The sequence below is a fragment of the Candidatus Pelagibacter sp. HIMB1782 genome (assembly GCF_052047475.1).
In the GTDB taxonomy this organism is placed as follows: Bacteria; Pseudomonadota; Alphaproteobacteria; order Pelagibacterales; family Pelagibacteraceae; genus Pelagibacter.
In genome coordinates this window covers 431,938-448,820 of the sequence record NZ_JBNAKE010000002.1, presented here as the reverse complement: position 1 = coordinate 448,820, position 16,883 = coordinate 431,938, and the positions used below count along the sequence as shown (strand labels likewise).

15 protein-coding genes and 1 tRNA gene are annotated in these 16,883 nt (G+C 29.9%); 8 read left to right on the top strand and 8 right to left on the bottom strand.

Annotation, left to right across the window (positions count from 1 at the left end; all coding sequences use genetic code 11):
* The first annotated feature begins 15 nt into the window (after positions 1-15).
* Positions 16-2,202, top strand: coding sequence for a lytic transglycosylase domain-containing protein (locus ACTTAO_RS06980; protein WP_440691621.1), 2,187 nt, complete (start codon positions 16-18; stop codon positions 2,200-2,202).
* Here the strand turns inward: ACTTAO_RS06980 and ACTTAO_RS06975 are convergent.
* Positions 2,203-2,294 (bottom strand) — tRNA-Ser (locus ACTTAO_RS06975). It lies immediately after the preceding gene.
* 67 nt (positions 2,295-2,361) lie between these two features.
* Here ACTTAO_RS06975 and ACTTAO_RS06970 point away from each other — a divergent pair.
* From ACTTAO_RS06970 to ACTTAO_RS06955, 4 genes are read left to right on the top strand one after another with little or no spacing between them, the layout of a single operon-like run.
* Positions 2,362-3,615 carry a sarcosine oxidase subunit beta family protein gene (locus ACTTAO_RS06970; protein ID WP_440691620.1) on the top strand — a complete coding sequence of 418 codons (1,254 nt, stop codon included), beginning with the start codon at positions 2,362-2,364 and terminating at the stop codon, positions 3,613-3,615.
* Complete coding sequence (locus ACTTAO_RS06965; protein WP_075506763.1) at positions 3,615-3,890, top strand: sarcosine oxidase subunit delta; 276 nt, start codon at positions 3,615-3,617, stop codon at positions 3,888-3,890. The genes ACTTAO_RS06970 and ACTTAO_RS06965 overlap by 1 nt, the downstream gene beginning before the upstream one ends.
* 5 nt (positions 3,891-3,895) lie before the next feature.
* Entirely contained in the window at positions 3,896-6,901 is a 3,006-nt protein-coding gene (locus tag ACTTAO_RS06960) for a sarcosine oxidase subunit alpha family protein (protein ID WP_440691618.1), read from the top strand.
* Positions 6,894-7,457, top strand: coding sequence for a sarcosine oxidase subunit gamma (locus ACTTAO_RS06955; protein ID WP_440691617.1), 564 nt, complete (start codon positions 6,894-6,896; stop codon positions 7,455-7,457). The genes ACTTAO_RS06960 and ACTTAO_RS06955 overlap by 8 nt, the downstream gene beginning before the upstream one ends.
* 3 nt (positions 7,458-7,460) lie before the next feature.
* Here the strand turns inward: ACTTAO_RS06955 and ACTTAO_RS06950 are convergent, their stop codons facing one another.
* Genes ACTTAO_RS06950 through gatC form a run of 7 tightly spaced genes read right to left on the bottom strand, consistent with a single transcriptional unit; the run spans position 7,461 to position 14,109 of the window.
* Positions 7,461-7,988 carry a thermonuclease family protein gene (locus tag ACTTAO_RS06950; RefSeq protein WP_440691615.1) on the bottom strand — a complete coding sequence of 176 codons (528 nt, stop codon included), beginning with the start codon at positions 7,986-7,988 and terminating at the stop codon, positions 7,461-7,463.
* Positions 7,988-9,325, bottom strand: a complete 1,338-nt coding sequence (locus ACTTAO_RS06945) for an MATE family efflux transporter (RefSeq protein WP_440691613.1) — start codon at positions 9,323-9,325, stop codon at positions 7,988-7,990. Before ACTTAO_RS06945 ends, ACTTAO_RS06950 begins: the two co-directional genes overlap by 1 nt.
* A 19-nt stretch (positions 9,326-9,344) precedes the next feature.
* Positions 9,345-10,250 carry an oxygen-dependent tRNA uridine(34) hydroxylase TrhO gene (gene trhO / locus ACTTAO_RS06940; RefSeq protein WP_440691611.1) on the bottom strand — a complete coding sequence of 302 codons (906 nt, stop codon included), beginning with the start codon at positions 10,248-10,250 and terminating at the stop codon, positions 9,345-9,347.
* Complete coding sequence (locus ACTTAO_RS06935; protein ID WP_440680725.1) at positions 10,250-10,900, bottom strand: O-methyltransferase; 651 nt, start codon at positions 10,898-10,900, stop codon at positions 10,250-10,252. Before ACTTAO_RS06935 ends, trhO begins: the two co-directional genes overlap by 1 nt.
* A 4-nt stretch (positions 10,901-10,904) precedes the next feature.
* Positions 10,905-12,368 (bottom strand): Asp-tRNA(Asn)/Glu-tRNA(Gln) amidotransferase subunit GatB, encoded by a 1,464-nt coding sequence (gene gatB, locus ACTTAO_RS06930; RefSeq protein WP_440691609.1) that lies wholly within the window; start codon positions 12,366-12,368, stop codon positions 10,905-10,907.
* Complete coding sequence (gatA, locus tag ACTTAO_RS06925; RefSeq protein WP_440691607.1) at positions 12,365-13,822, bottom strand: Asp-tRNA(Asn)/Glu-tRNA(Gln) amidotransferase subunit GatA; 1,458 nt, start codon at positions 13,820-13,822, stop codon at positions 12,365-12,367. The genes gatB and gatA overlap by 4 nt, the downstream gene beginning before the upstream one ends.
* A complete protein-coding gene (gene gatC, locus ACTTAO_RS06920; protein WP_075506772.1) occupies positions 13,822-14,109 on the bottom strand; it encodes an Asp-tRNA(Asn)/Glu-tRNA(Gln) amidotransferase subunit GatC in 288 nt (95 codons plus the stop codon). Before gatC ends, gatA begins: the two co-directional genes overlap by 1 nt.
* 50 nt (positions 14,110-14,159) lie before the next feature.
* Between gatC and ruvX the strand changes: the two genes are divergently transcribed.
* The 3 genes from ruvX to pyrC are packed head-to-tail and all read left to right on the top strand — an operon-like array spanning position 14,160 to position 16,883.
* A complete protein-coding gene (gene ruvX / locus ACTTAO_RS06915) occupies positions 14,160-14,615 on the top strand; it encodes a Holliday junction resolvase RuvX (RefSeq protein WP_440691606.1) in 456 nt (151 codons plus the stop codon).
* Between the two features lie 42 nt (positions 14,616-14,657).
* Positions 14,658-15,596 (top strand): aspartate carbamoyltransferase catalytic subunit, encoded by a 939-nt coding sequence (locus tag ACTTAO_RS06910; RefSeq protein WP_440691605.1) that lies wholly within the window; start codon positions 14,658-14,660, stop codon positions 15,594-15,596.
* Positions 15,597-16,883, top strand: coding sequence for a dihydroorotase (gene pyrC / locus ACTTAO_RS06905; RefSeq protein WP_440633432.1), 1,287 nt, complete (start codon positions 15,597-15,599; stop codon positions 16,881-16,883).

Below are 16,883 nucleotides of genomic sequence, written 5' to 3'. Positions count from 1 at the left end.
ATATACCAAAAGATTATGATTAAAAAATTATTATTTTTAATAATAACTTCCTTGATTAGCTTTAATTTCAGTGGTGCACAGATTGTACCTTTAAAAAAACCATCGCTATCCTCTGAGGAATTAAATAAAAAAATAATATTAAACACAATCAAACCTCTAAAAAAACCTTCAAAAGTTAAAGTTGAGAAAAAGGTAGCTAAAAAAGAAACCAAACTTAGTTTTCTTTTACCTAAAAAAAAACCAGTTATTAGAGGATTAATTAATTCAGAAACAGTAAAAATTTCTAAATTTTATAATAAAAAAGATTTTGGGATTGCAAAAAAAGCTATTGGCGAAATGCAAAAAGGCCAGTGGAAATCTGCAATTAAAATCTCAAAAAAAGCTAAAGATAGATCTATATATAATTTTATAAAATGGAGACATTTATTAACTACAGGTAATCAAGAGTCATTTTTTGATTACCAAGTCTTTATCGAAGAAAATTCAGATTATCCAAGAATAGATAGATTGAGATATTTGGCTGAGCATAAACTTTCGACGGAAAAAGTTTCTCCAAAAAAAATAATCAATTGGTTTTCAAAAAATGAACCTTTAAGTGGATATGGTAAAATGATTTTAGGTGAAAGTCATATTTTATCAGGAGACAAAGTAAAAGGTATTGCTCTAATTAAAAATGGATGGATTTCTGCAGATTTATCAAAAAATGAGTTAAAGTTTTTCAGAAAAAAATATAAAAAATATCTTGATGCAAATGACTATATTAAGAGAGCTGATTATCTTGCATGGAATAGTGATCATTGGGATTTAAAAAGACTAATCAGATATTTACCTAAAGACTATGAATTGCTCTATACAGCAAGACATATTTTAATGACCAAGGGATACGGTGTAGATCAAGCAATCAAAAATGTTCCAAATAAATTTAAAAACGATGCTGGATTAAACTATGATCGTTTAAAGTGGAGAAGAAAAAAAGGACGATTGGAGTCTTCTACTGAAATTTTGCTCAAGATAAGAAATGATAAAGATTATTTAGTTAGACCTGACAAATGGTGGAAAGAAAGAGAAATCATTTCTCGAAAGTTAATTTATAAAAAACAATATGAACTAGCTTATAAAATTAGTAGCAATCACGGAATGTCTGAAGGATCTGAATTTGCTGAAGCAGAATGGATGAGTGGTTGGATAGCACTAAGTTTTTTAAATGATCCACTTCTTGCTAAAGATCATTTTAAAAACTTTTTTGATAATGTTAATTATCCAATAAGTGTTTCTAGGGGCGCATATTGGTTAGGCAGATCATATGAAAAACTAAAAGATAAAGATCGATCGGAAAAATGGTATAAAGAGGCTACAAAATATTTAACTACATATTACGGACAACTAGCATTTTTAAAAATTAATCCTAATGGAAAATTTGAACTTGATAAAACAATGTTGGTTGAAGATGAATATAGAAAAGCTTTTTTTAATAAAGAATTAGTAAAAATCACACATCTTTTGCATGAATTAGATAAAGACAAGTATACAAAATTTATCTTAAGACATCTTGCTAATGATAACGTTTCTGAAGGCAGTGAACTTTTAGCTGCTGAACTTGCTACAAGTATCAGTAGATATGATTTTGCAATACAAGTATCAAAAATTGCCTCTTATCAAAAAAGATTTCACAACAAATACAATTATCCATTAATAAGCACACCTAAATACATTAATGGAAGAAAGATTCCTGAAAGTGCATTAATTTTATCAATTATAAGACAAGAAAGTGAATTTGACTTAAAAGCAAATAGTCATGCGGGTGCAAAAGGGTTAATGCAATTAATGCCTTACACAGCAAAATTAGTTGCTAAACAAGCAAAGCTTCCTTATGCAAAATCTCGATTAACAACCGATCCAGAGTACAATATAAATTTAGGGTCTCATTATATTGCTGGTTTAATTCAGCAATATGATGGTGCTTATCCATTTGCAATAGCTGCGTACAATGCTGGTCCAAATAGAGTTAAATATTGGAAAAAATTAAATAAGGATCCACAAAAAAAACAAACAAATTATGTTGATTGGGTTGAGCTAATTAAATTTAGAGAAACTAGAAACTATGTTCAGCGTGTATTGGAAAATTATAATGTGTACAGATATGTACTGGAACAAAATCCAATAGTAATGAAAGATTTTTTTAAAGATCAGCCTTTATATTAGTGGCGGAGAGAGAGGGATTCGAACCCTCGGTACAAGTTTCCTCGCACGGTCATTTAGCAAACGACTGGTTTCAGCCTCTCACCCATCTCTCCGTATGACATTGTGTAATAAGTGATTTTATTGAAAATTCAATATTTATAAAGTAATTATTCAATTATTATGGGAAATAAATACTCAGTATTTTCGTTAATCAAAAACGCTCTTTCATACCATGAGAATTGGCAAAGAGCATGGAAAGACCCTACTCCAAAAAAAGAGTATGATGCTGTCATAGTTGGTGGAGGTGGTCATGGTTTAGCGACAGCATACTATTTAGCAAAAAAACACAATATGAAAAATATTGCCGTTGTTGAAAAAGGATGGATTGGTGGAGGAAACACTGGTCGTAACACAACAATTATTAGATCGAATTATTTATGGGACGCTAGTGCTGGACTTTATGATCACGCGCTAAAAATTTGGGAAGGATTATCTCAAGAGTTAAACTACAATGTAATGTTTAGTCAAAGAGGTGTAATGAATCTTGCTCACAATTTGCAAGATGTAAGAGATTTAAAAAGAAGAACACACGCAAATAGACTAAATGGCATTGATGCTGTTTACTTGAGTACAAAAGAAGTTAAAAAGTTTTGTCCAATTATAAATACATCTCAAGATATAAGATATCCTGTACTTGGTGGTACATTACAAAGAAGAGCTGGTACAGCAAGACATGATGCTGTTGCCTGGGGTTATGCTAGGGGTGCTGATGAAATGGGTGTTGATATAATTCAAAATTGTGAAGTAAAAGGTATAAAAAGAAATGGTGATAGTGTTGAAGGTATAGAAACAACAAAAGGATTTATTAAAACAAAAAAAATTGGAGTTGTGGCAGCTGGGCATTCAAGTGTGATTGCTAATATGGCTGGAATAAGACTTCCTCTAGAGAGCAAACCTCTTCAAGCACTAGTATCAGAACCTGTGAAACCAATTATAGATACAGTTGTTATGTCAAACGCTGTACACGCTTATGTAAGTCAATCTGATAAAGGTGAATTAGTTATTGGCGCTGGAACAGATGATTATGTTTCATACACTCAGAAAGGAAGTCATCAAATAGTCGAGGGAACTCTAAATGCTATTTTAGAATTGTATCCAATTTTCAGCAGAATGAGAATGCTAAGACAATGGGGAGGAATAGTAGACATTTGTCCTGATGCAAGTCCAATATTAAGCAAAACTTCTATCAAAGGACTTTATTTTAATTGTGGTTGGGGTACAGGGGGTTTTAAAGCTACACCTGGATCAGGAGATTTATTTGCACACACAATTGCTAATGATGAGCCACACAAACTCAACGCAGCATTTAATTTAAATAGATTTGTAAGTGGAGACCTTGTTGATGAACATGGCGCTGCAGCAGTTGCTCACTAATGTTTGTTATTAATTGTCCATATTGTGGTGAGAGAGATCAGCAAGAATTTAAAGCTGGTGGTGAAGCTCATATTGAAAGACCAAAACAACCGACAGAACTTAGTGATGATGAATGGGCAGAATATTTATTTATGAGAAAAAATATTAAAGGTGTTCAATATGAAAGATGGAACCATGCTCATGGTTGTCGTAAATGGTTTAATATGATTAGAGACACTTCGAATGATGAGATTAAAGCAATCTATAAAATGGGAGAAAAACCCCCATCGATATAAAACAAATGTCAGAAAATTTAAGAGTTAAATCTAGTCATTATATTGATGAAACAACAAGAGTTTCGTTTAAATTTAATGGTACAACTTATTATGGATTTAAAGGAGACACTCTTGCTTCTGCTTTATTGGCAAATAATGTTCATTTAGTAGGTAGGAGTTTTAAATACCATAGACCAAGAGGTATAATGACATCAGGTTCTGAGGAGCCAAATGCAATTGTTCAAATTAATCCAAATACTAATAGAACTGAACCAAATGTTAGGGCAACTGAAGTTGAAATATATGAAGGAATGGAGGCATCAAGTCAAAATTGCTGGCCAAGTGTAAACTTTGATATTGGTGGAATAAATAATTTTTTATCACCCCTACTTCCAGCAGGATTTTATTACAAAACATTTATGTGGCCTGCAAGCTTCTGGGAAAAATATGAATACTTTATAAGACACTCAGCAGGATTAGGAAAATCACCAACGTTAAAAGATCCTGACATTTACGATCACAGAAATATTCATTGTGATGTTCTTGTAGTTGGCGCAGGTATATCTGGAATTCTAGCAGCCAAAAATGCTGCGAAGAATAATTACAAAACTTTACTTTTAGATGAAAAAAATGAATTAGGAGGATCAACTATTTATGAAAACAATGAAAGTAATAAAATTGATAATAAAATTTCATCTGAATGGTTAAAAAAAGAAATTGAAGAACTTAAAAATATTAAAAATTTAGAAATAAAAACTAGAACAAGTGTTGCTGCCTACCATCAATATAATTATTTGCTTGCAAGAGAGAACTTAACAGATCATTTAGAAAAAAAAGATAAGACAAATAAAATTAGACAAAGATTACTTAAAATAAGAGCAAAGAAGGTAATTTTGGCAACAGGTGCTTTGGAAAGACCGATGGTATTTAATAATAATGATAGACCTGGAATAATGCTTTCTTCTGCAATTAAAAAATATAGTGATTTTTATGGTGTAGCCTGTGGTAGTAAGATTGTATTTTTTACAAATAATGACAGTGCATATGAAAGTGCACTTTCATTAAACGATAAAGGTATTAAAGTTGAGGCAATAGTTGATATTAGAAAGCAATCCAAAACAAATTTAGAAAAAAGAGTTATTGATGCAGGTATAAAAATATACTGGGAACATACAGTTGTTGATACCTCTGGTTATAAAAGATTAAACAATGTCTCAATAATGAAACTATCAAATGATGGAACTTCAGTAACTGGAAATAAAATTTCTATTTCATGCGATTGTTTAGGGGTTGCTGGTGGATGGACTCCAGCTGTTCATCTATATACTCAGTCAGGTAGCAAACTTGCTTTTGACGAGGACAAAAAAATATTTATTCCAAATAAAAATAATTCAGATCAAATAAGTGTTGGATCTTGCTGTGGTGATTTTAAGCTTGATGAAATACTTAAAAACTTAAATGAAAAACTAAAAGATTTTTTAGATATAAATAAAACAGATTTCGAAAATATTACTGTTAATAATGACCAAGAGATTTCAAAAAGAAACATATGGTTATTACCGTCTGATAAAGCTTTAGGCAAAACTAAGCCTTTTGTTGATTATCAAAATGATGCAACTGCGAAGGATATAAAATTAGCTTTAAGAGAGGGTTTCAGATCTATTGAACATGTCAAAAGATATACAACAACTGGGATGGGAACTGATCAAGGAAAATTAGGAAATATGCATGCTTTGGGAATAATAGCAGATACAGCAGGTGTTAAGATGGGAGAACTTGGAACGACTACTTTTAGACCTCCATACACTCCTTTAACATTTGGAACAATTGTAGGACGTAATGTTGGTAAGTTTTTTGATATTTTTAGAAGAACGCCTATGAATGATTGGCATGTTGAACAAAAAGCAGAATTTGAAAATGTTGGTCAATGGAAAAGAGCTTGGTACTACCCTATGAATGGTGAAACTATGCACCAAGCAGTTCAAAGAGAAAGCAAAGCTGCAAGAGAAAGTTCAGGAATATTGGATGCGTCCACACTTGGTAAAATTGATATACAAGGAAGTGATGCCTCAGAGTTTTTAAATAGAGTTTATACAAACGCATGGTCAAAACTTGGTATTGGCAAATGTAGATATGGTTTAATGTTAAATGAAGATGGCATGGTATATGACGATGGTGTTACAACACGATTAGGTGAAAATCACTATCTAATGACAACAACAACTGGTGGTGCAGCAAACGTTCTTGGAAAATTAGAGGATTATCTTCAAACTGAATGGCCAGAATTAGATGTGTATTTAACTTCAGTTACAGATCAATTTGCTACAGCAAGTTTGTGTGGCCCTAATAGTAAAAAAATTCTTAAAAAAATTATTCCTGATTTAGATTTGTCTGATGAAAATTTTCCACACATGTCATTTAAAGAAGCAAAAATTGGAAGTATTGTTTGCAGAATTATGAGAATAAGTTTCACAGGAGAACAAAGTTTTGAAATTAACGTGCAAGCAAGTTATGGAAAAGCTCTATGGGAGAAATGTATAGAGGCTGGTAAAGAATTTAATATTACTCCTTATGGTACAGAAACGATGCACTTACTAAGAGCTGAAAAAGGTTTTATTATTGTTGGCCAAGATACAGATGGAACAATGACTCCAATAGATTTACAAATGGATTGGATTGTTAGTAAAAAGAAATATGATTTTATTGGTAAAAGATCTCTATACAGATCCGATACGATGAGAGAAGACAGAAAACAATTGGTGGGATTATTAACAGATGACCCTGAGGTTGTATTAGAAGAAGGAGCGCAAATTGTTTCTGAACTAGATAAAAAACCTGTTGAAATGCTTGGTCATGTTACGTCAAGTTACTTTAGTCCAAATTTAAATAAATCTATAGCTCTAGCCGTTGTCAGAGGTGGAAAAGATATGATGGGTAAAAAACTATTTATTCCTATGGAAGATAAAACAATTAATGTAACTGTTTCAAATCCAATTTTTTTTGATCAAACTAATGAAAGATTAAATGCTTAGTTATAATCAAGTAACAAATAGTGAAATTAATAACAACGGTGTTTCCATAAAAGAAATTGCACCAATAATGAAATTAAATTTAAGAGGTAAAACACGAGAATTTTTTACAAATGTAGGAAAAACTTTAAATATGATTTTGCCAACTGAGGCGAATACATCTTCATCTAGTGATAAACTTACTGCGATATGGTTAAGTCCAGATGAATGGATGATTGTATCAAATGAGACTACTAGCAAAGAAACCAATACATACCAATTAAATAATACATTATTTAACAATATTTCAAAAACATCATTAGGAGCAGTAACTGATGTAACTGACCAATTTGTTCAATTAGAGATAAAAGGTGAAAAAATATATGAACTTTTTTCCTCAGGATGTCCTTTTAATTTTAACTTATTTCGCGAAAAAAAAGGGTCAACAACTCAAACTTTGCTAAATCATATAGATGTTATTATTCACAATAAGGACGAAAATATTGTTAATTTATTTGTTAGAAGATCATTTGCTAAACACCTTTGGGAATGGATGGAAGATAGCTCTTCAAGATTATAAAGATTAATTTTTTCGCCTATAATCCCACGGCATTTCAAATTTACCTTGCCAAATACCTAATTTGTTATTTTTGGCATTAATTTCATCAGAAATATATTTTTTAGAATACTTTCTATATGCTACTGCATAACCATTTGAAACCATCCAAGAATTTAAATTTATATTTCTTTTAAAACACTCACCTATTAACCTTTTATACCTATCAACGTCTATAATATTACAATTCAATTTTTGATTATTAATCTTTTTAATTAACTTTTGAGTAGATACTTCTCCACACATATAATCTTTAGTGAAAGACATAAAAGATATTGTTAAATAAGTTTTTTTACATTTTTGTTTTTTTTCAGGTGCATCAATACCGTATAATCGAATTTTTTTTGAATTAATCTTGATTGTATCTCCATCAACAACTTTAACAAAACCTGAGATTTTATTTATATTTTCAGATCTTACATCGTTATATGTAAGTATAAAAAATATAGATGAAATAATTATCAAAATTATTAATTTCTTTTTTGTATAAAACATTAACCGATAGTTAATTTATTGTTAATATAATATTTAACATAAAAGAATAGTAAGATTGATATTAACCATTGCAATATTGCCCAGATATAAAAGAAAGTTTTAAAGTCTGCATCAATAGAACGTGCTATATAATAAGATAAAAATGGAACCAAAACGTTCCTTAAAATATTGTTAATCATTGCTTTCTCAGATTTTTTTAAAGCCATAAAGAAACCATTTGATAGAAAAAAAATTGGGTATGCTGGTAAGATAAATGCAGAAATTTTTAAATATATTGACCCATATCGAATAACTTCCGTGTTAGATGAGAAAAATTTTGGCATTAAATCTGCAGTTACAAACACCAATACTCCAGACGCTAACATTATAATCAAGCCGTATTTTACTGATGTAAAATAAGATTGCTTTACTCTATCATAATATTTGGCACCTATATTCTGTGCAATAATTGATATTATTGCTGTATTTATCCCTAATACAGGCAGTAAGACAACCTGCTCTATCCTTGTTGCTGCCCCATAACCAGCTACAGCATATTCTCCTGTAAATGCAACATAAGTAAATACAATCGTTGCAGCAATTGAGTATCCAAGAATAGCTATTGTGATTGGCATTGATTGGAAGAAAATGTTTTTAATGTAGAAAAATTTAATCTTAAAATTTTGGATATTGATCTCTTTAATACGTTTATTTTTTAACAATTTAATTAAAACGATTATTAGAGAAAGAAATTGGGCAATCAAAGTTGCATAACCTATACCCGCAACACCAAAAGCTGGGATAAATAAAAATCCAAATATAAATATTGGATTTAATAAAATGTTTAAAAAAAAAGATAATATAAGAGCATTTCTGTATGTAACTGTATCTCCCTCAGCATGTAGAAATGAATTTAAAGCAACAACCAGAATAAAGAGAATAGTTCCATAAAATATTACATTAGTATACTCAAGGCCAAGAGTAATTACCTCTCTCGATGAATTCATGGTTAAAAATAATTTTTCAGAAAAACTAAAGCCAATTATTGATACAATTATTGAAATTATTACTGAATAAAGAATGATATTTGTAAAATAACCTAATACATTTTTTTCATTTTTTTCCCCAATACTACTACCAATTAATGAAGTCCCAGCAACAGTGACACCAATAGACGTGGCAATAATTAGAAAGTAGATTGGAAAGGATTTGCTTAATGCAGATAAAGCTTCAGGTGAAATTTTCCCAGCATAAAAAGTATCAACTAAAGTGTATAATGTTTGAAATAATGTCCCAACACTTGCTGGTATTGCAAGTTTTTTTATAAGTTGAGAAACGTCATCTTTTAATAAATTCATTTCTTTAAACTAAAATATTTTAATATTCTTTTTGAAAGATATGACTTTTTCCAGTTTTTTTGGCAAGGTTAATTTGTTTTTGTCTCGTTCTAAATCTTGATTTTTGATCATTTGTTAAATTATCGTGACAATTTGGACAAGAAACACCTTCTTCATATTTTTTAGATTTTTTATCTTTTGGAGAAATAGGTTTTCTACAACCACTACACATTGAGTAAGAACCTATTTTCAAACCATGCTTTAAACTAATTCTGTTGTCAAAGACGAAGCACTCACCTTTCCATAAACTTTTTTTTGGGTCTGTTTTTTTTAAATAGTTTAAAATACCACCCTTTAATTGGTAGACATTATTGTAGCCTTTATTTTCCAAAAAGACTGACGCTTTTTCACACCTAATACCTCCAGTACAAAACATAGCAATAGGTTGATTTTTTTTTAATTTTTCAAGATATTTTGGAAAATCTCGAAAGTTATCTACATCTGGATTAATTGAACCTTTAAAAGTTCCAACTTTATATTCAAAAGGTTTTCTCGCATCAATTAAAACTGTTTTTTTATCTTTAATTAATGAGTTCCACTTTTGAGGGTTAACGTGACTATCTTTTTTTTTAATTCTCTTTTTTAAACTTAAATTCATTGGAACCACTTCTTTTTTAATTTTTACTTTTGGTTTATGAAACGGCTGAAAAGTGCTTTTTGAATTATTAATACTATCAAATTTTTCAAATTTAAATAATTTGTGTAAATAATCCTTGATCAGTTTAATATCTTTATTCTTTCCAGAAATTGTTCCATTTAACCCTTCACTAGAAATGATAATTGTTCCACGTATGTTTTTATTTAATAATTGATTTTGAAGTATTTTTTGATTTTTCTTTAAATAAGAAATTTTAATAAACTTATAAAATCCAAAAACATCAAACATTATAATTTTCTACAAACTGTCATACCATCACCTAATGGAACTATAATTTTTTCAACTCTTTTATCTTTGGAAACATAATTATTAAAATCTTTAATAGTTAAAGTGATTTTATCATCACTATTTTCATCGACTACTTGACCATACCACAGAACATTATCAATTATAATTAAGCCATTTTTCTTTAATAATATTAAAGATTTTTCGTAATATTCTTTATAATTTTTCTTATCAGCATCAATAAAAATTAAATCAAAATCATTTTCTTTTATTTCATTCAAACTTTCTAAAGCAGGTTTAATTATTGTTTTAATTTTATGACCTTGTTTTGCTTTTTCAAAAAATTTTATTGCAATTTCGTTAGTTTCTTGATTTTTGTCCAAAGCAATAATTCTACCATCTTCTGGTAAAGCAAGAGACATTGACAAAGCACTTAAGCCAGTAAAAGTTCCAATCTCTAGTATTTTTCTAACATTAGATGTTTTTACTATTAAGTGTAAAAATTGAGATTGTGAGATAGATATTTGCATCCTTTTAATATCTCCCAGAGACTCATTATAAGAAATAATTTCTTTTTGAACTGAATGAAGATCTAGTCCATTATTTAAAATGTATTCTTGAATTTTGGTGCTAATTTTTAGGTCTGAGCCCATGAACCTAAAGTTTTTTCTTTAAAATCTCATTTACTAGCTGAGGGTTAGCTTTTCCACCTGAAACTTTCATTACTTGTCCAACAAAGAAGCCAAATAATTTAACTTTACCAGATTTATATTCTGTAGCTTTATCTCTATTGCTATCAATTACTTTATCAATTAAAGCCTCTAAAGCTTTTGGATCGCTTTCTTGTTTTAAACCTTTTTCTTCAACAATTTTTTTAGGATCCTTGTCCCCTTCCATCATTTGTTCAAAAACAGTTTTTGCAATTTTTCCTGAAATTGTCCCATCCTTAATTAAATTAATTAATTTTGATAAATTACCGGCACTAATTGGACTATCGGTTATTTCTAAATTTTTTTCATTAAGTGCAGCAAATAATTCACCTATGATCCAGTTTGTTGCTAATTTAACGTCAGATTTTTTAACAACATCTTCAAAATAATTTGAGGTTTCTATATCTGAAACCATAATATTTGCTTCATATGGAGTTAATTTGAATTGATCTATAAATCTCTTTTTCTTTTCATCAGGTAACTCTGGTATTTCTGATTGCAATTGATTTATGAATTCATCGGAAACTTCTAGTGGTAATAAATCAGGGTCTGGAAAATATCTATAATCATGAGCATCCTCTTTTGATCTCATGGATCTTGTTTCATTTTTTTTAGTATCAAAAAGTCTTGTTTCTTGATCAACAGATTGTCCATCTTCAATTAAATCAACTTGTCTATTAGCTTCATATTCAATAGCCATTTGCATGAATTTAATAGAATTAACGTTTTTAATTTCACATCTTGTACCAAAATCTTTTGTTCCTTTTTTTCTCACAGAAACATTAACATCTGCTCTCAAAGATCCTTCCTGCATATTACCATCACAAGTTCCTAAATATCTCATTATTGATCTTAATTTCTTAATATAAGCATTAACTTCCTCTGGTGATCTTAAGTCAGGTTTGCTAACAATTTCCATTAAAGCAACACCTGACCTATTTAAATCAACAAAGGTGTTTTTTGGATCTAAATCATGGATGCTTTTACCTGCATCTTGTTCTAAGTGTAATCTTTCAATACCAACCTCTTTTTGACCATCTGGCATATCTAAAATAACTTTACCCTCACCAACTATTGGGTCCTTAAATTGAGAGATTTGGTATCCTTGTGGTAAATCAGCATAAAAATAATTTTTTCTATCGAATACTGATCTTTTGTTAATTTTAGCTTTTAATCCTATTCCAGTTTTAATTGCTTGCTTCACACAAAATTCATTAATCACTGGAAGCATTCCAGGAAATGCAGCATCTACTAAACTTACCTGCGTGTTCGGCTCAGCACCAAATTTAGTAGCTGATGTAGAAAATAACTTTGATTGGGAAAGTACTTGAGCATGAACTTCTAAACCAATGACAACTTCGTATTGATTATCCTTTCTATTAATTAAATATTCTGATTTTTCTTTACTCACTTAATCCACCAATCAGTTATTTTATTTTTAAAATTAATTTTTTCTTCCATTGCATAAGCAATGTTTAAGATATTTTGTTCATCAAATGCTTTTCCAATAATTTGTAAACCTAAAGGGTAGCCTTTGCTGTCATGACCAGCTGGAATAGAAATTCCTGGTAAACCTGCTAAATTTACAGGAACAGTAAAAATATCGTTTAAGTACATTGAAACTGGGTCATTTGTTTTTTCACCAATTTTAAAAGCAGAACTTGGCGTTGATGGAGTTAATATTGCATCTACTTTTTTGTACGCTTCATCAAAATCATTTTTAATTAGTTTTCTAACTTTTTGAGCTTTCAAATAATATGCATCGTAATAACCGGAAGATAAAACATATGTACCTATCATTATTCTTCTTTGAACTTCGGCTCCAAATCCCTCTGATCTAGTTTTTTCATACATATCAATAAGGTTTTCTCCATCAGCTCTAAAGCCATATTTAACACCATCATATCTTGCAAGATTAGAAGACGCTTCAGCTGGAGCCACTATATAGTAAGTTGGCAAAGCATAATTTGTGTGTGGAAGAGAAATATCAATTATTTCCGCACCACAATCTTTAGCATACTCAATACCTTTCTGCCAAAGATCATCAATTTCTTTTGGCATCCCATCAACTCTATATTCTTTTGGTATACCTATTTTTTTTCCTTTAATGTCTTTTGTTAATTCTTTGCTGTACTGGTTTCTTTTAAAATCAATAGAAGTTGAGTCTTTTTTATCGTATGAGCTAATTACCTCTTGCAACAAAGCACAATCTTGAACATTTTGAGCCATTGGACCAGCTTGATCAAGAGAAGATGCAAAAGCAACTATTCCGTATCTTGAACAACTACCATAAGTTGGTTTTAAACCAACTGTACCTGTAAATGACGCCGGTTGTCTAATAGATCCACCTGTATCGGTTCCAATTGTAATAGGAGTTAATTGTGCCGCTACAGCAGAAGATGAACCACCAGATGAACCGCCTGGAACTAAATTTTTATCAATCGGATTTTGAACATTGCCAAAAAAACTTGTTTCATTTGATGATCCCATTGCAAATTCATCACAATTTAATTTACCAATAAGAATTGCTCCCTCATTCCAGATATTCTGAGTAACAGTAGACTCATAAGTAGGAACAAAATTGTTTAATATTTTGCTACCAGCTGTTGTTCTTACATTAGCTGTACAAAATAAATCTTTTACTGCCATTGGTATTCCTGGTAATTTTAAATCCAATTTTGGATTGTCATCAAATTTTTTAGCTTTATCTAAAGCATTACCAAAATCTTCAGTAATATAAGTGTTTAATTCTTTTGATTTTTCTGATCTATCAACAAAAGCTTGAGTAACTTCTGAAGAAGAAAGTTTTTTTTCTTTAATATTATTAACTAATTCAGAAAGTGTTTGCTTGGTTATATCAGACATTATTCTATAACTTTTGGTACAACAAAATAATCTTCATTATCTTTTGGAGAATTTTTTATTATTTGTTCCCTTAAATTTTTACTTTTAACTTCATCAGGTCTTAATTTTAAAGTCGTTTCAGCCACTGATGTAAGTGGTTCAACATTTTCAGTTTTAAGTTCATTGAGTTTTTCAATGAAATCAAAAATTGAATTCAAATCACTAGCAAGTTTTTCAGCTTTTTTCTCATCTACTGAAATTCTTGATAATTTAGATATATGCTTTATGGTTTTAAGATCGATGCTCATATGATATTTAAATATGACGCAAACTATCACTATAGTTTAAAATATACAACATGATCACAATAGAAGAATTTAAAAAAAAACAGTCAGAAAAATGTCGTTTGATAGGTTTAGATTTGGGCTCAAAAAGAATTGGTGTATCAATTTGTGACGAAAAGCAATTAATTGCTACCCCTTATAAAACTATACTTAAATCAAAAAATAATGAATTAATTGAAGAGTTAAAAAACATTATTCAAGAGAATGACATCAAGGCAATTATCATTGGTTATCCTTTAAATATGGATGGATCTTCAGGCTATTCAGCACAGTCGGTCAATGATGTATCTAAAAATATAGATAAAGAGATAGATGTTGATGTGTGTCTCTGGGATGAAAGATTGTCAACTGTTGGTGCTTTTAATTTATCAAGCCAATTAGGTGTTAATGTATCTAAAAGAGAAAAGAATATAGATCAAAACGCAGCAGCTTTTATTCTTCAGGGAGCCATAGACTATCTAAATAATTAATCCTTGCCATTCAATAGCTTTATAGTTATAGAGTTAATTTTAATGGCAAAAAACATCAAAGCTATTAAAATTTCTCAAAAACATTTGTTAGGTATCCAAGATCTATCAGTTAGTGATATTAACTACATTTTAGATGAATCTGAAACTTTCATTAAATTAAATCAAAGTAAGAACAAGAAAATTGATGTTCTTAGAGGCAAAACTCAAATTAATCTTTTTTTTGAACCATCAACAAGAACACAAAGTTCATTTGAGTTAGCTGGAAAAAGACTTGGTGCTGATGTGATGTCAATGAATATGAATAATTCAGCAATTAAAAAAGGTGAAACTTTAATTGATACAGCAATGACTCTAAATGCGATGCATCCTGACATTATTGTAATAAGGCATCAAGATTCTGGAGCATGCAATTTATTATCTCAGAAAGTAAATTGTGTAGTATTAAATGCTGGTGATGGCAGACGTGAGCACCCTACTCAAGCATTACTGGATGCTTTAACAATAAGAAATAGAAAGAAAAAAATTGAAGGATTAAAAATTGCTATATGTGGAGATATTCTTCATTCCAGAGTCGCAAGATCAAATATTTATTTACTAACAATGCTTGGTGCTGAAGTAAATATTGTTGCCCCAACAAATTTGATGCCAAAAGAAATTGAAAAGTTTGGTGTTAATACTTTTACCGATATGAAAAAAGGATTGAAAGATTGTGACATTGTAATGATGCTAAGATTACAAAATGAGAGAATGACAAGTTCTTATTTGTCATCAAATAGAGAGTATTATGAATATTACGGTTTAACACCTGATAAATTAGATAATGCTAAACCTGATGCACTAATAATGCATCCTGGCCCAATGAATAGAGGTATCGAAATAGATACTAGATTGGCAGACGATATAAATAAAAGTGTAATCAAAGAGCAAGTTGAACTTGGAGTTGCTGTAAGGATGGCCTGTTTAAAAATATTTTGTGAATAAATGAAAAAACAATACTTTATTAATGCAAATATAATTGATCCTCAAAATTCAATTAATGAAAATGGAGGACTTATTGTTGGAGAAGAAGGTAAAATTGAAGCAATAGGAAAAAAAGTAAATACAAATAATTTACCATCCAGAGAAAAACCAATTGATTTAAAAGGAAAATATATATTCCCTGGTTTAGTCGATATGAGAGTTTTTGTTGGAGAACCTGGGTATGAGTATAAGGAAAATTTTAGAACTCTAAGTAATGCAGCTTTATCTGGAGGAGTAACATCTGTAGTAACAATGCCTAATACAGATCCTGTAATTGATAATGTTTCAATAGTAGATTTTTTAAAAAGAAGAGGACGAGATAAATCTAAGATTAATATATTTCCATGCGCATCTCTTACGCAAAATGTAGAGGGAACAAATATGACGGAATTTGGATTATTAGCTAATAAAGGGATTGTAGCTTTTACAGATGGTGTAAAGACAATTCAAAATACTAGACTAATGTCAAGAATAATGAATTCAGCAAAGGATTTGGGATGCCTAATAATGCAACATGCTGAGGATTATGAGTTAGCAAAAAACGGTATGATAAATTCGGGTATAATCGCTACAAAACTTGGGCTATCAAGTATACCAGATGTGGCTGAGAGAATAATTATTGAACGAGATTTAACATTGTTAGAAAAAGCAAAGTGTCGATATCATATATCTCAACTATCATCAGGAAAATCAGTAGAAATCATTAAACAAAGGAAAAATGATATTAAATTTTCTTGCGGAGTTTCAATAAATAACCTTTCCTTAAATGAAAATGATATTGGAGATTTTAAAACATTTTTAAAATTATCTCCGCCATTGAGAAAAGAAGAAGATAGATTGGCTTTAGTCCAAGGATTAAAAGATAAAACAATTGATGTCATTGTTTCGGATCATAAACCTGAAGATGAAGAATCAAAACGATTGACATTTTCGCAAGCAGCAACAGGTGCCTCAGGTATTGAAACTTTATTATCTTTAAGTCTAGAACTATTTCATAATGGATCTGTAAAACTTGAAACAATAATCCAAGCACTAACATCTAATCCAGCTAAAATTTTGAATATTAATAAAGGAAATCTTTCAATTGGTAATGATGCTGACTTTTGTATAGTTGATATAAATAAACCTTGGATTGTAAAAAAAGAAAATTTAATTTCAAAATCTAAAAATACCTCTATAGAAGACAAAAAACTTCAAGGAAAAGTAACCAATACATTTGTAAAAGGTAAAGAATTATTTAAGATATAA